13 protein-coding genes are annotated in these 14,933 nt (G+C 59.8%); 7 read left to right on the top strand and 6 right to left on the bottom strand.

Annotated elements, in window-relative coordinates; translation table 11 throughout:
- Position 1: 1 nt before the first annotated feature.
- The 4 genes from C8K58_RS15350 to yaaA all read right to left on the bottom strand — a co-directional run bounded on the left by C8K58_RS15350 (position 2) and on the right by yaaA (position 5,754).
- Positions 2-1,168: an alginate biosynthesis protein Alg44 gene (locus C8K58_RS15350; protein WP_027604726.1), complete on the bottom strand. Its 1,167-nt coding sequence runs from the start codon at positions 1,166-1,168 to the stop codon at positions 2-4.
- Positions 1,169-1,206: 38 nt separating this feature from the next.
- Positions 1,207-2,688 carry a mannuronan synthase gene (gene alg8 / locus C8K58_RS15360; RefSeq protein ID WP_161985711.1) on the bottom strand — a complete coding sequence of 494 codons (1,482 nt, stop codon included), beginning with the start codon at positions 2,686-2,688 and terminating at the stop codon, positions 1,207-1,209.
- A gap of 83 nt (positions 2,689-2,771) precedes the next feature.
- A complete protein-coding gene (locus C8K58_RS15365) occupies positions 2,772-4,088 on the bottom strand; it encodes a nucleotide sugar dehydrogenase (protein WP_027604724.1) in 1,317 nt (438 codons plus the stop codon).
- A gap of 886 nt (positions 4,089-4,974) precedes the next feature.
- A complete protein-coding gene (yaaA, locus tag C8K58_RS15370) occupies positions 4,975-5,754 on the bottom strand; it encodes a peroxide stress protein YaaA (RefSeq protein WP_027604723.1) in 780 nt (259 codons plus the stop codon).
- Positions 5,755-5,874: 120 nt separating this feature from the next.
- Here yaaA and C8K58_RS15375 point away from each other — a divergent pair, with 120 nt between their 5' ends.
- The 5 genes from C8K58_RS15375 to moaE all read left to right on the top strand — a co-directional run bounded on the left by C8K58_RS15375 (position 5,875) and on the right by moaE (position 9,994).
- On the top strand, positions 5,875-6,999 hold the full coding sequence (locus C8K58_RS15375) for a polysaccharide deacetylase family protein (RefSeq protein WP_092356195.1): 1,125 nt from the start codon (positions 5,875-5,877) through the stop codon (positions 6,997-6,999).
- Between the two features lie 347 nt (positions 7,000-7,346).
- Positions 7,347-8,741, top strand: coding sequence for a PhoH family protein (locus tag C8K58_RS15380; protein ID WP_005785025.1), 1,395 nt, complete (start codon positions 7,347-7,349; stop codon positions 8,739-8,741).
- 88 nt (positions 8,742-8,829) lie between these two features.
- Positions 8,830-9,303 (top strand): cyclic pyranopterin monophosphate synthase MoaC, encoded by a 474-nt coding sequence (gene moaC, locus C8K58_RS15385; protein WP_027604721.1) that lies wholly within the window; start codon positions 8,830-8,832, stop codon positions 9,301-9,303.
- Positions 9,300-9,542: a molybdopterin converting factor subunit 1 gene (gene moaD, locus C8K58_RS15390; RefSeq protein WP_027604720.1), complete on the top strand. Its 243-nt coding sequence runs from the start codon at positions 9,300-9,302 to the stop codon at positions 9,540-9,542. The genes moaC and moaD overlap by 4 nt, the downstream gene beginning before the upstream one ends.
- Positions 9,543-9,544: 2 nt before the next feature.
- Positions 9,545-9,994 (top strand): molybdopterin synthase catalytic subunit MoaE, encoded by a 450-nt coding sequence (moaE, locus tag C8K58_RS15395; RefSeq protein ID WP_027604719.1) that lies wholly within the window; start codon positions 9,545-9,547, stop codon positions 9,992-9,994.
- An 82-nt stretch (positions 9,995-10,076) separates the two neighbouring features.
- On the opposite strand, the gene rhlB is transcribed toward moaE, so the two are convergent.
- Together rhlB and C8K58_RS15405 are read right to left on the bottom strand one after the other, a co-directional pair.
- On the bottom strand, positions 10,077-11,540 hold the full coding sequence (gene rhlB / locus C8K58_RS15400) for an ATP-dependent RNA helicase RhlB (RefSeq protein ID WP_166655309.1): 1,464 nt from the start codon (positions 11,538-11,540) through the stop codon (positions 10,077-10,079).
- A gap of 95 nt (positions 11,541-11,635) precedes the next feature.
- Positions 11,636-12,292, bottom strand: a complete 657-nt coding sequence (locus tag C8K58_RS15405) for an alpha/beta hydrolase (protein ID WP_027604717.1) — start codon at positions 12,290-12,292, stop codon at positions 11,636-11,638.
- Positions 12,293-12,637: 345 nt separating this feature from the next.
- Here C8K58_RS15405 and C8K58_RS15410 point away from each other — a divergent pair, with 345 nt between their 5' ends.
- Both C8K58_RS15410 and C8K58_RS15415 read left to right on the top strand, forming a co-directional pair.
- Complete coding sequence (locus tag C8K58_RS15410; RefSeq protein WP_027604716.1) at positions 12,638-13,669, top strand: amino acid ABC transporter substrate-binding protein; 1,032 nt, start codon at positions 12,638-12,640, stop codon at positions 13,667-13,669.
- Between the two features lie 72 nt (positions 13,670-13,741).
- The gene (locus C8K58_RS15415) at positions 13,742-14,923 is read left to right on the top strand and encodes an amino acid ABC transporter permease (RefSeq protein ID WP_027604715.1); all 1,182 of its coding nucleotides are present in this window, start codon (positions 13,742-13,744) and stop codon (positions 14,921-14,923) included.
- Positions 14,924-14,933 lie beyond the last annotated feature (10 nt).

Genomic DNA, 14,933 nt, shown 5'->3' on the forward strand with positions numbered 1-14,933 from the left:
ATTAAAGACCCGCAGCCATGGCTTTATCGATCAGCCAGTTCAGGGATGGGCCACGGTCGCTGGTCACTTCCACCGGGCGGCCGGCGTAGGCGCTGTCCAGCGGGGCGTCAGGCTTGATCTGTACGCGGATGTCGGAGGACAGGTCGGCGCTGTTCAGGCTGGTGCTGCTGACGATGGTGCCGGTGCGGGTCTGTTCTTCGTCGGCCACCTGGAAGCTCACCGGGGTGCCTGGGCGCACGTCACCGAACTGGCGATAGGTAAAGCGAGCTTCGACGTTAGCCTGGCTGCCGCGTGGCACCAGTTGGAAGATCACGTCGCCTTTGCTGGCGTACTGGCCGTCGGCGACCAGTTGCTGGGCGACCACGCAATCGCATGGCGAGGTGAGGGTGCCGGTCATTTGCTTGCCGAACAGCTCTTCGACCTTGGCCGGCTGCAGCTGGTCTTCGTCCAGGTGGCCCTTGAGCACATCCAGCATGCTGGTGCTGAAGGTCGCCAGTGGCGCACCTTTGGCCGCCACCGCGTCACCTTTGAGCAGGCTTTGCACGGTGCCGTCGCGGGGCATGGTCACGTTCATGCCGGGCACGCTGACCAGGCCCGCCTGGGCGTGGCTGACGAAGTACATGCCGTACACCGATTTGAACACGAAGCCGAAGGCTGCCAGGCCGACGAGGAAGATCGCCAGGCTGAACGTCACGGCGCGCAGGCGACCGAAGGCGCTCATGTTGCTGCCGCTGTCCTTGACCTTGCGCGCCTTGGTGAAGTTGTCGCGTTGCAGGGTCGCCAGCACGTCACCCATGGTCACGATGTCGCCGGACAGGTGCGAGGTGATCAGGTGGCGCAGGGTGGAAATATCCTGGGCGTCGAGGTTCTGGAACTGGCAACCGGTGCGGCCGGTCTGGCGGTCGTAGGAGCGGATCTGCAGCTCCACATCCATGGCCAGGCCGAGGTTATCGATGACGAACTGCAGGCGACCCTTGTGCACTTCACCCACGGTCAACGGCTGGGTGGCGGTGAACGCCAGGCCGCCGGCGGACAGGTCGATCACCCGCGCTTCGGTCTGGGTGCGGTCAGTGTTGAAGAAGCGCAGCTTGGCCGGGATTTTGACCCGGGCATGTTGACGCTGGGCTTCGGACTCGTGGACAACGTTGGCATTTACTTGGCTGTTCATGACGGTGTAATTCCTTGGTTAATTCAGGCTTGGCAGGGTCAGACCATCATCAGCAACACGGCAACGAAGATGCTGCCGGCGGAGAAGGTCATGGTCCGAGACGACCAGGTGTTGAACCAACGTTGAAAGCTGGCCAAATCGCGGGTCAGTTTGGTGTCCTGGCGGGTCCAGGACTGTTGATCAAGGCGGAAGAACACGTAGATCTTCACCAACGCGCCCATGATCTGGTTGTAATAGAGAATCGCCGGGTAAGCCGGGCCGATCTTGTGGCCGGAGCACGACAGCAGCAGGGTCAGGATCAGGCGGGTGATGCCGATCCACAGCAGGTACGCGAGGATGAACGCGCCGCCGTACTTGAAGGTGGCGATGATTGCCACGGTCAGGCCGAGCAGGGAGGTCCACATCGACACACGCTGGTCGAACAACACGATGCTGGTGAACAGGCCCAGCCGACGCACACCCAGGCCCAGGGCTCGGGAGTTCTGGCGCAGGTTGTTGCCGTACCAGCGGAACATCAGCTTGCGGCTGGCTTTGATAAAGCTCTTTTCCGGCGGGTGTTCCACGGTGTGGATCGCGGCGTCCGGCACGTAGAAGGTGTCGTAGCCCAGGCGCATCAGGCTGAACCAGCTGGACTTGTCGTCACCGGTGAGGAACTTGAAGCGGCCCAGGCGCCAGTGCTGCAGCGAGTCGCTTTCCACGTCGGCGATAAAGCCCGGGTCCGTCACGACGTTGGCGCGGAACACCGACATACGGCCGGTCATGGTCAGCACGCGCTTGGACAGGGCCATGGAGCACATGTTGATGTGGCGCTGGGCGAAGCGCAGTTTGTGCCACTCGCTCATGATGTAGCCGCCGCGCACTTCACAGAATTCGTTGGTGGTCAGGCCGCCGACGTTGCCGAACAGCTGGAACCACGGCACGGTCTTGCGCACCACGCCTTCGGCGAGCACGGTGTCGCCATCGATCACGGCAACCACGGCGCGGTCGTCCGGCAGGTGGCGAGAGATGGCGCGGAAACCGAAGGCCAGGCCGTCGCGCTTGCCGGTACCGGCGATACGCACGAAGTCGAGCTTGACGTGATCCGGCGGGTTCATGCGTTCCCAGAGGCTCTTGACCAGCAGCTCATCGGACATTTCCACCAGCGAGCAGACCACGGTGGTGGGGAAGCCGCATTCGATGGCCTCGCGAATCACCGAGCTGTAGACCTGCGCGGTGGTCAGCGCATCGATACGGAAGCTGGTGACCATCAGGAACACGTGGGACGGGTCGGCAGCCTTGCCCAGCTTGCGCACTTTACGGCGCAGGTGCGGGTAGACCACGTACAGGAACAGCATGCCGCGAAAGAAATGCGTAGCACCCATCGAGTAGCGCCAGATACCGACAGCGCCAATCAGGAAAATAAAATTCTTCGACTCGGAGTCGAACGTACTCGCCGGCAACAGCAGGGCGAGACCCATCAGCAGGCTCAGAAAGAACAGCCAGCCGGCGGATTGGAGCAGTACGTGTTTTAACTTGGACATAAGCGTCATCCGAAGGTGAAGAAGGCTTCGAGCTGCAAGCGCTGGGGATTGGTACGCCTGCAGCTCGAAACTTACCGTTGCTGTTACCAGCAAATGCCTTCGGTACGGCCTGTCGTACTGGTGGCCTTGGACATGAAGCCCACCAGGTCGATCACTTGCTTGCCGTGCGGTGCGTTCTGCGCCAGGGCGCGGAACTTCTCGTCGCGGTTACCGAGGATGATCACGTCGGAGTTGTTGATCACATCATCGAAGTCCGAGTTGAGCAGGGACGACACGTGGGGGATCTTGCCTTCGATGTAGTCCTTATTGGCACCGTGGACACGGGCGTACTCGACGTTGCTGTCGTAGATGCTCAGGTCGTAGCCCTTGCCGATCAGCATTTCCGCCAGCTCGACCAGCGGGCTTTCGCGCAGGTCGTCGGTACCGGCCTTGAAGCTCAGGCCCAGCAGGGCGACTTTGCGTTTGTCGTGGCCGGCGACGATGTCGAAGGCGTTCTGCACCTGGGACTCGTTGCTGCGCATCAGCGAGTTGAGCAGCGGCGCTTCCACGTCCAGGGAACTGGCGCGGTAGGTCAGGGCGCGCACGTCTTTAGGCAGGCAGGAGCCGCCGAACGCGAAGCCTGGGCGCATGTAGTACTGGGACAGGTTGAGGGTCTTGTCCTGGCAGACCACTTCCATCACTTCGCGACCGTCGACGCCGACCGCCTTGGCGATGTTGCCGATCTCGTTGGCGAAGGTGACCTTGGTGGCGTGCCACACGTTGCAGGTGTACTTGATCATCTCGGCTACGGCGATGTCCTTGCGGATGATCGGTGCGTCGAGTTCTTCGTACAGCGACTGCAGGACATCGCCGGAGGCTTTGTCGAATTCGCCGATAACGGTCATCGGTGGCAGGTCGTAGTCGGCGATGGCGGTGGATTCGCGCAGGAATTCCGGGTTGACCGCAACACCGAAGTCGACGCCGGCTTTCTTGCCGGAGCAGTCTTCGAGGATTGGGATCACCACGTTGGCGACGGTGCCCGGCAACACGGTGCTGCGTACCACGATGGTGTGGCGGGTGGTCTTGTCACGCAGGACAAAACCGATCTCGCGGCATACCGATTCGATGTAGTTGAGTTCCAGGTCGCCGTTCTTCTTGCTCGGCGTACCGACGCAAATCATCGACAGGTCAGTATCACGGATGGCGTCGGCGAAGTTGGTGGTGCCGCGCAGTCGACCGTTTGCGATGCCCTGGCTCAACAGTTCGCCCAGACCCGGCTCGACGATCGGCGATTTGCCGGCGTTGATCAGGTCGATCTTTTCCTTGGAGATGTCTACGCCGACCACTTCGTGGCCACGGGCAGACAGGCAACCGGCACACACTGCGCCAACGTAACCCAAACCAAATATGCTGATGCGCATCGCAATTACCTCTGTATTTAAATCATGCCATTAGATGGCCGGAGTTCATGTTTGCAAACGTCACAAATGCCGCGAAAGTTGGGCGAATAGACGCCGACTTGCCGCGTACAGGCATGTTGAATAACGAGTGACTAACTATTGCACTCAAGTTGTGCGCAACTTGGCCTTGTTATTGGGGCCTGCCCTGAAATGCAGCCAGCCTTCCTGGGAGAAGGGCCTGGCGCCAGTGCCGCAGGGCCTTGATAGAGGCTGTAAGCCTTTACATATCAATGCCTTGGGTTGTCTCACTGACCCATTAGGGTAAGCACAGCCTTGGCCTTATAGTTCGTGGCAATGGATCCTTATCGCCGCTCTCAACTAATCGGTTGGTAATGTGACCACTGAGTCAAAGTTGAATATGACAACTTCGCTACTTCCGTTGGTCCGCCTTGTAAGTCATCTCCTACAGAAACAGAGAATTTCGTTACCGGTGGTATGAGCGGCGCTTCAGGACGAAGTTCCTGGCCGCTCATCCTGTTTCCCGAAATTTCTTGAAATATAGGTAAAGATGGCACTGGTACTATATTGATAGCACTTGCTATCTGGGCCAGTAGTTACGGGTAGTTGGCGCGAAGGGATAGTTTTGTGCCACTAGTGTTTTAAAAAAGTGGTGCCACTACGAAAAAAAATCGGAAAAGTCGAGTGAAAGAAATGTTAGGGATGTGTCGGGATATTTTTTGACGTCAAATAAATGACGATTCTTGGTGTGAAGCGCGGATAAAAATGTGGGAGGAGGCTTGGCCCCGATGGCAGTGCATCAGTCGATAGATTCGTGACTGAACCACCGCAATCGGGGCAAGCCCCTCCCACATTTGGATGTCATTGTCTGAAAGAGGCTGGTACGGCCTTATTCCGGTGCGTGATCGCGCAGGAACACCAGATTGTCCGGCTTGGACTGCTCCGCATTGAAGCGGTAACCCTGCACATCGAACTGCTTGAGCCTGGCCGGATCGTTGATGCGCTCTTCGATCACGAAGCGGCTCATCATGCCCCGGGCCTTTTTCGCGTAGAAGCTGATGATCTTGTACTGGCCGTTCTTCAGGTCCTTGAACTCGGTGTTGATGATCCGAGCGTTCAGGGCCGTGCGCTTGACCGCCGAGAAGTACTCGTTGGAGGCCAGGTTGAGCAGCACGTCGTCGCCTTGTTCGGCCAGGGCTTCGTTCAGCCATTCGCTGATGCGCGTGCCCCAGAAGGCGTACAGGTCCTTGCCACGGGCGTTGGCGAGTTTGGTGCCCATCTCCAGGCGGTACGGCATCATCAGGTCCAGGGGGCGCAGCAGGCCGTACAGGCCCGAGAGCATGCGCAGGTGGTCCTGGGCGTAGCTGAAGTCGGCATCGCTGAAGGTCTCGGCGTTCAGGCCGGTGTACACGTCGCCCTTGAACGCCAGCAAGGCCTGCTTGGCATTCTCGGGGGTGAAGGCCGGGGTCCAGCTGCCGAAGCGGGCGGCATTGAGGCCACCGATCTTGTCGGACACGTGCATCAATTCGCTGATCTGCGCCGGGCTCAGCTCGCGCAGTTGCTCGATCAGCACCTGGGAATGGTCCAGGTACTGTGGCTGGGTAAAGCGCTGGGTCACCGCTGGGGTCTCGAAATCGAGGGTCTTGGCGGGGGAAATCACCATCAGCATGAAGTCGTCTCCTGTAAATCGTGCGGGGATTCTAGGGGGTTGGGCGTTTTGACTCCACCTATGATGGCGATAGGCGCGATCCGCTATGATGGCCGGTGACTCTGGAGAGGGAGACCCTGCGTGCGAATAGCGCTTTTATTGTCGGCGTGCCTGCTGTGCCTGAATGCCCAGGCGGCGCCGGTGGATGTAGCCAGCCTGGACCGTGGCACCTGGCCGGAAAAACTCAGCAGTCCTGCCCTGTTCGACGTGGCTTCGCGTGCGGAAATCCTGATGTTCGCCCACAGCCTGCTGGCCAGTGAATCCCAGGATGAAACCGCACTCAAGCAGCGCCTGGGCTTGAAGATCATCAACCTGGCCGCCATCGACGATCTGCGTCGCGAGCTTTGGCAGCGCCTGCTGGAGAACTACACGTTCGCCCAGCAGAGCTGCGAAGTCGACGCCTCGTTCTGCTACCTGGTGGAGAACATGGACGACCTGCGCGAGCAGGCCGGCAAGCTGGCGATCAGCGAAGACTCCTTCTATATAGGCTGGGCCGCCCCCAGCCATGCTTTCCACGAGCGTTATCTGGACGAACTGCTGCGCAAGGCCGCGCTGTTTCCGCAGATCAGCAGCGAAGTCGCGCGCTTTGGCGACCATGAACGCAATGGCGATGAGTTCAACGACCGCCTGTTCCTGCTGACCTTCGACGGCGGTCCGGCACCGGTCAGCGGCAACACCGACTGGCTCGCCGACTACCTGCGCAAGCAGAATATGAACGCCACCTTCTTTGTCCTCGGCAGCAGCCTGCAAAACCGTGTGGAGCGCAGTTCTGCCGCTGAGGTGGAGGCGTTGTACCAGGGACAGTGCGTCGGTACCGAGGGCTGGCAGTACCGTTCCCACAGCCATTGGGTGGACTGGCAGAGTTCCATCACCCGCAGCGCGCAGTTGGTGCAGAACCTGATGCCGGAAAACTACGTGCCGCTGTTCCGCCCGCCTTACGGGCAGCGGCGCGCGGACAGCCAGGGGTTCTTCCAGTCCCAGGGCTTGCAGGTGGCGTTATGGGACATCGATTCCCAGGACGAGCCGGGCAAGCTCAAGGCCGATGAGTCGGCGCAACGGGTGCTGACGTTGATGCTGTTGTGGCGCAAAGGCGTGATTGTGTTTCACGACACCCAGGACAAGGCGCGGGTAGCACTGCCGATGTTGCTGCAGGCAACGGCGCAGAGTGGGCTGGGTTGGCAGGACTGCCGGGAGGCGTTTCGTTAAAAGGATGAAGTGCCCGGCCCTGTTGGGTTGGAGGCATTTTGGCGCTGATTTTGTGCGACATTTCGATGCAGGCGGACTTCCGACTTTAACGGTGCGTCGGGCACTCGGCTAGTGCTATTCGTCATCCTGAAAAATAAACTTCAAAAAAGCGTCAAAGTACTTTTTCCTGTCATGGGTTTTGCGGTATTACGAAGTCAGATCGCCGAAACCTGCAACACAGGTGGCGTCTTCCAAGACTCCTCATGTGGGCACTGCGCTTGACGTCACTCAGGTGCAGTCGGTGGTCGAATCGAGGCGCAGCACTGTTGTGGTATTGCGTCGACTGGCTCCCACAAAGGTGACCGAGTATGGATGATCATGGACGTAACCCTTCTTCCGACCAGCCAATCCTTTATGTGCTTGATACCAATGTACTGATCCACGATCCAAACGCACTGCTTAACTTCGAAGAACACCACGTCGCCATCCCGATGATCGTGCTTGAGGAGCTCGACAAACTCAAAAGCGGGCACCACAGCGTGGCTGCCGAATGCCGCCAGGCCATCCGCCTGATCGACAAGACCCTGGGCGAAGCGTCACCCGAGGACGTTGAGGTCGGCGTGCCGATCCAGCGCGGCAAAAGCGGGCCCAAGGGCTTGCTGTCGATCCTGATGAGCAAGCGCAGCGAGCCCAACAGCCTGCTGCCGGAAAACCTGAACGACAACAAAATCATCAACCAATTGATCGACCTGCACGCTCGTGACAAGGACCTGCGCGTGGTGCTGGTGACCAAAGACATCAATATGCGCCTCAAGGCACGAGCGTGTGGGATCGCTGCCGAGGACTACAGTACCGACCAACTGGTCGACGACGTGTCGATGCTGTCCCGTGGTTATCACATGATGACCGGCTCGTTCTGGGACCGTGTCAGCAAGGTCGAAACCCGTCAGGACCATGGCCGTACCTGGCACCAGGTACAACTGATCGACAACCTGCCGGCCGTGCATATCAATGAATTCATTGTCGACGAACAGGGCTTCGTGGGCTGGATCAAAGAGATCCAGGTCGACAAGCTGCTGATCCTCGACCTGCATCAGGAACCCCTGTTGCACCAGGAAGCCTGGGGCCTGAAACCGCGTGACATCTACCAGAGCCTGGCGCTGTATGCGCTGCTCGACCCGGACATCCACCTGGTCAACCTGACGGGCGCTGCCGGTTCCGGTAAAACCATCCTCGCCCTGGCTGCCGCCATCGAGCAGACCATGGTGACCAAGCGCTATCGCCGCATCATCGCCACCCGCTCCGTGCAGGGCCTGGACCAGGAAATCGGCTTTTTGCCCGGTACCGAGGCGGAAAAAATGGAGCCGTGGCTGGGGGCGATCACCGACAACCTCGAAGCCTTGCACATGGATGACGAAAACACCCATGGCAGCGTCGACTACATCCTCAGCAAAGTGCCGTTGCAGTTCAAATCCCTCAACTACATCCGAGGTCGCAGCTTCCAGCAGAGCCTGATTTTGATCGATGAATGCCAGAACCTGACCCCGCACCAGATGAAAACCATCATCACCCGTGCCGGCGCCGGTTCCAAAGTGGTGTGCCTGGGCAACCTGGCACAGATCGACACCCCTTACCTGTCCGCGACCAGCTCCGGGCTGACCTACCTGACGGAACGCTTCAAGGACTTCCCGAACGGCGTGCATATCGCGCTGCAAGGGGTGCCTCGCTCGATTCTGGCTGAATACGCAGAGTCGCACCTGTAACCGTTGGAGCGGCGGTGCGTCGCACCGCTGCTCCCACATTTATTGCGTGTTGGGTTTACAATCGCCGCTCCTGATCAGGAGTATCCCTGTGCTGACTCATCTCGATTCCCAAGGTCGCGCCCATATGGTCGACGTCACCGACAAGTCCGTGACGTTCCGGGAGGCGGTGGCCGAAGCGCGGGTGCGCATGCTGCCCGAGACCCTGCAAATGATCGTCGACGGCGCCCATCCCAAGGGCGACGTGTTTGCCGTGGCCCGCATCGCCGGGATCCAGGCGGCGAAAAAAACCAGTGATCTGATTCCCCTGTGTCACCCGCTGATGTTGACCGGAGTCAAGGTCGAACTGAGTGCCGATGGCGCAGACTCGGTACACATCGTCGCGCGCTGCAAGCTGTCCGGGCAGACCGGCGTAGAGATGGAAGCGTTGACGGCGGCCAGCGTCGCGGCGCTGACGATCTACGACATGTGCAAGGCCGTGGATCGCGGCATGACCATCGAAAACATTCGCCTGCTGGAAAAGCTTGGCGGTAAGAGCGGGCATTTCAAGGCGGATGGACAATGAGCATCAACGTACTGTTTTTCGCGCGTTACAGCGAAAAAATAGGCCTGGATTCACTTGAGATGGAAGGCGAATTCGCCACGGTCGATGCTGTGCGCCAGGCGCTGGCCGCTGATCCGGGCTTTGAAGTGCTCAACGAAACCAGCTTGATGTGTGCTCGCAACCAGGAGTTGTGTGCTCTCGACGAGCCGTTGCAGGCCGGTGATGAAGTTGCGTTCTTCCCGCCCGTGACCGGAGGCTGAACATGGCCATTCGTGTACAGGTCGAACCGTTTGACCCCGGTGCCGAGGTCAACGCGATGCACGCGGCGAATGTGGGCGTGGGCGCGGTGGTGAGTTTCGTCGGCTATGTGCGCGATTTCAACGAGGGCCGAGAGGTGTCCGGGATGTTTCTCGAACACTATCCGGGCATGACTGAAAAAGCCTTGGCCAAGATCGCCGTCGAAGCCGAGCAACGCTGGCCGCTGCTCAAGCTCGAAGTGCTGCATCGTATCGGTGCGCTGGAGCCTGGCGAGCCGATAGTGTTCGTGGCCGCCGCCAGTGCCCATCGCCAGGCCGCGTTCGATGCCTGTGCGTTTGTGATGGATTACCTGAAAACCCGTGCGCCTTTCTGGAAGAAGGAAAACACCCGTGAGGGTGCGCGCTGGGTGGAAGGGCGGGACAGCGACCACGCTGCGGCGGATCGCTGGAAATAACCAGCCGAACACTTAACCAAATGTGGGAGGGGGCAAGTCGAATCGTCGCACCGCCCCTCCCACATTTTTATCGCTTTTCAGCTTACGGGCGTTTGCGTTCTACAGCCCGCAGCAAGTGCGTCGGCGGAGTCTCGCAACTGATCTTGCGGCCCAGCAAGGTCTCGATCGACGGCAACTGATACGAGTCATCCTCCCCGGCAAAGCTGATCGACACGCCCGCAGCCCCCGCCCGGCCGGTACGGCCGATGCGGTGCACGTAGTCGTCCGGCACTTCCGGCAGGGTGAAGTTGATCACGTGGCTGATGCCGTCGATGTGAATCCCGCGCCCGGCCACGTCGGTGGCCACCAGCACGCGGATCTTGCCTTCGCGGAAGCCTTCCAGGGTCTTGATGCGCTTGTGTTGCGGCACATCGCCCGACAGTTGCGCGGCATTCACGCCATCGCGCACCAGGCGTTCCTCGATGCGGCGCACTTCGTCCTTGCGGTTGGCGAACACCATCACGCGTTCCCAGCCGTTGTCGTTGACCAGGTTGTAGAGCAGCTTGTACTTGTCGGCACCGGCCACGGCATAGATGTGCTGTTCGACGTTTTCGCTGGCGACGTTCAGCGCTTCGATCTCGACGATGGACGGCTCGGTGGTCCACTGCTTGGCGAGGTTCATCACGTCTTCGGTGAAGGTCGCGGAGAACAGCAGGGTTTGGCGCTCGTTTTTCGGCGGGGTCTGGCGAATGATCTGGCGCACTTGTGGGATGAAACCCATGTCGAGCATGCGGTCGGCTTCGTCCAGCACCATCACTTCGACCATGTCCAGGTGCACGTCGCCGCGCTGGTTGAAGTCCAGCAGGCGGCCGGGGGTTGCCACCAGGATGTCGCAGTGGCGGGCTTCGAGGTGCTTGAGCTGCTTGTCGAAGTCCATGCCGCCGACGAACGTCATGACGTTGAGGCCGGTGTACTTGGTCAGGTCGGCGGCGTCCTTGGCGATCTGCACCACCAGTTCACGGGTAGGCGCGATGATCAGCGCACGCGGTTCACCCATGTAGCGTTCTTTCGGCGGCGGCGTTTGCAGCAGCTGGGTGATGATCGAGATCAGGAACGCGGCGGTCTTGCCGGTACCGGTCTGGGCACGACCGATGGCATCTTTGCCGGCGAGGGTAAAGCCCAGTACCTGCGCCTGGATCGGCGTGCAGTACGGGAACCCCAGGTCCTGGATGGCGTGCATCAGTTCCGGGGCCAGTTTGAAATCATGGAAGCGGGTCTTGCCTTCCTGGGGCTCGACGACGAAATCCTCGAGTTTCCACGGGATCACCGGCGGTTTGGGCGCGCGTTCCCGGCGAGGCTTGGGGGCGGGTGCGGCTTGGGTCTCGGGTTTTGCCTGTTCGGGCGGTGTCACCGTCGGCGTCTTCGGCTGGGCGACAGGTGCAGTCCGGCCTGGCTGTTGACCGTCATTGCGGCTGCCGGAGGAGGGGACAGGAGCACTGGGAACAGGCGCGAGCGGCTCAGCCTCGCTTTTGCCGAACATCTTCTTGAGTGCTTTGAGCACGGTGATCTCATTAATTGGTTAAGGAATGTACGCCGGCCAGTGTAATGCAAGAATCGGGCGCGGCGTAGTGCGTCTGTCATACGGCTACATAAACGTGGGGTTCAGCCCAGGCGAGCGGTCAACCAAGTCCCTATATCGTGAATCTCCTGGGGTAACACTTCGTGGCCCATTGGGTATTCCTGCCATGTCACGGTGACACCACGGGTTTTCAGGTGCTCGTAGGCGCTGCGGCCCATGGCGTTCTGTACCACCTCGTCGTACTGGCCGTGCAGGCACAGCGTTGGAATGCGTTGTTGGCTGGCCGACAATTCAAGCTCATCGCTGAAGGTGGGCGCGTAGGTGGAGAGGGCGATGACGCCGCCCAATGGCCCCTCCCAATTCAGGAACGCGGTGTGGAATACCACGGCGCCACCTTGGGAAAAGCCCGCGAGGAAAATCCGCGAAGCGTCTATTCCGGTTCTCTTCTGTGCTTCGATCAGATCGGTCAGCATTTTTGCTGACACTTCCAGCTCTTCCAGACTGATCGAGCGGGCCGGGCTCATGGCCTTGATGTCGTACCAGCTGGGCATCTCGTAGCCACCATTGATCGTCACCGGACGGGTCGGTGCCTGGGGCAAAACAAAGCGGGTGGACAGCAAGCTTTCCTGCAGCGCCTCGGCCACCGGCAGGAAGTCGTAGCGATCGGCACCCAGGCCATGCAACCAGATTACGCAGGCGTCTGCGGGCTTGGCGGGCTGAAGAATCAAGGGTTCGGTCATGTCTGCTCCATATATGTGCGTGCGCTCCGATTGGGTGCGTCGGAACGGTGCGCGACAGGTTGATCTGTTAAGAGAATGTCGCAAGGTTGAATCTTTTTCCATTGACGAGGGGCTGAAACGACTCAGCCGCCACTCTGGTACGCGCCTTGCTATGTGTAGGTCGATGTCAGAACTTTCCCTGGACGGTAACACTATCAGTGACTGCCGCTTCTGGGATAGCCGCTGGAATTACCGCGAAAGCCTCATGCCGCTTGACCCTAAAAAAAGCCAACACGGGTCGATATCGCCTCATAAGGGTGCGCTGAGGTTGGAGCTTCGACACAACAAGAGCAACTGGAGGTTTGAATGAAGGTATTGAAATCCACCCTGGCCATCGTTAGCGCGGCGGCTGTACTGGGTGTCAGTGGTTTCGCCCAGGCTGGCGCCACTCTGGACGCCGTGCAGAAGAAAGGCTTTGTGCAATGTGGCGTGAGTGACGGCTTGCCGGGCTTCTCGGTACCGGATGCCAGCGGCAAGATCCTCGGGATCGATGCTGACGTTTGCCGCGCCGTGGCCGCTGCCGTTTTCGGCGACGCCACCAAGGTCAAATTCAGCCAGTTGAACGCCAAGGAGCGTTTCACCGCGCTTCAATCCGGCGAAGTCGACATCCTGTCGCGCAACACCACCATGACCAGCTCCCGCGATGCGGGCATGGGCCTGAAATTCCCGGGCTTCATCACTTACTACGACGGCATCGGCTTCCTGGTTAACAACAAGCTGGGCGTCAAAAGTGCCAAGGAACTGGACGGTGCAACCATCTGCATCCAGGCCGGTACCACCACTGAGCTGAACGTTTCCGACTACTTCCGTGGCAACAACCTCAAATACACCCCGATCACCTTCGACACCTCCGATGAAAGCGCCAAGTCGCTGGAATCCGGTCGTTGCGACGTACTGACTTCCGACAAGTCCCAACTGTTCGCCCAGCGCAGCAAGCTGGCCTCGCCAAAAGACTACGTAGTTCTGCCGGAAACCATTTCCAAGGAACCGCTGGGCCCGGTCGTGCGTAACGGTGATGACGAGTGGCTGGCCATCGTGCGCTGGGTGGGCTACGCCATGCTCAACGCTGAAGAAGCCGGCATCACGTCCAAAAACGTTGAAGCTGAAGCCAAGTCCACCAAGAACCCGGACGTTGCGCGTCTGCTCGGTGCTGACGGCGAATACGGCAAAGACCTGAAAGTGAAGAAGGATTGGGTCGTACAGATCGTCAAGCAAGTCGGTAACTACGGTGAAGTGTTCGAGCGCAACCTGGGCAAGAGCACCCCGCTGGAAATCGACCGCGGCCTGAACGCGCTGTGGAACAACGGCGGCATTCAATACGCACCGCCTGTGCGCTGATCGCTGATGGTTCTGTCACCCGGTGGGCCAACCGCCGGGTGATGTTCTGTTCCATTCTTTCCGGGGCACTTCATGCAAAAACAAATCGGCGCACCAAATCGGAAGCTCAGCTTCAGCGATCCCAAAGTGCGTGCGTGGCTCTTCCAGATCATCACGATTGTGGCGGTGATCTCGCTGGGCTGGTACCTCTTCGACAATACCCAGACCAACCTTCAGCACCGGGGCATTACCTCGGGTTTCGACTTTCTTGAGCGCAGTGCCGGCTTCGGCATCGCGCAGCATTTGATCGACTACACCGAATCGGACAGCTATGCCCGTGTCTTTGTGATCGGGCTGCTCAACACTTTGCTGGTGACCTTTATCGGGGTGATCCTGGCGACCCTGCTGGGCTTCATCATCGGCGTGGCGCGCCTGTCACCGAACTGGATGATCAACAAGCTGGCGACCGTGTATGTGGAAGTGTTCCGCAACATTCCGCCGCTGCTGCAGATCCTGTTCTGGTACTTCGCGGTGTTCCTGACCATGCCGGGGCCGCGCAACAGCCATAACTTCGGTGACACCTTCTTTGTCAGCAGCCGTGGCCTGAACATGCCCGCAGCGCTGGCCGCTGACGGGTTCTGGCCGTTTGTGGCCAGCATCGTGGTTGCCATCGTGGCAATCGTGCTGATGGCGCGTTGGGCCAACAAGCGCTTTGAGGCGACCGGCGTACCCTTCCACAAGTTCTGGGCGGGCCTGGCGCTGTTTATCGTGATCCCGGCGTTGTGTGCCTTGATCTTCGGCGCGCCGCTGCACTGGGAAATGCCAAAGCTTTCAGGTTTTAACTTTGTCGGCGGCTGGGTACTGATCCCTGAACTGCTGGCCCTGACCCTGGCGCTTACCGTGTACACGGCAGCGTTTATCGCCGAGATCGTGCGTTCGGGCATCAAGTCCGTCAGCCACGGCCAGACCGAAGCTGCGCGCTCCCTGGGCCTGCGCCCTGGGCCGACGCTGCGCAAGGTCATCATCCCGCAAGCCCTGCGGGTGATCATTCCGCCGCTGACCAGCCAGTACCTGAACCTGGCGAAGAACTCGTCGCTGGCCGCCGGTATCGGTTACCCGGAAATGGTTTCGCTGTTTGCCGGCACGGTGCTCAACCAGACCGGCCAGGCCATCGAGGTTATTGCCATCACCATGAGCGTGTACCTGGCGATCAGCATCAGCATTTCCCTGCTGATGAACTGGTACAACAAGCGCATTGCGCTGATCGAGCGGTGAGGAAACGCAC

This window comes from Pseudomonas sp. GV047 (genome assembly GCF_003058245.1).
In the GTDB taxonomy this organism is placed as follows: Bacteria; Pseudomonadota; Gammaproteobacteria; order Pseudomonadales; family Pseudomonadaceae; genus Aquipseudomonas; species Aquipseudomonas marginalis.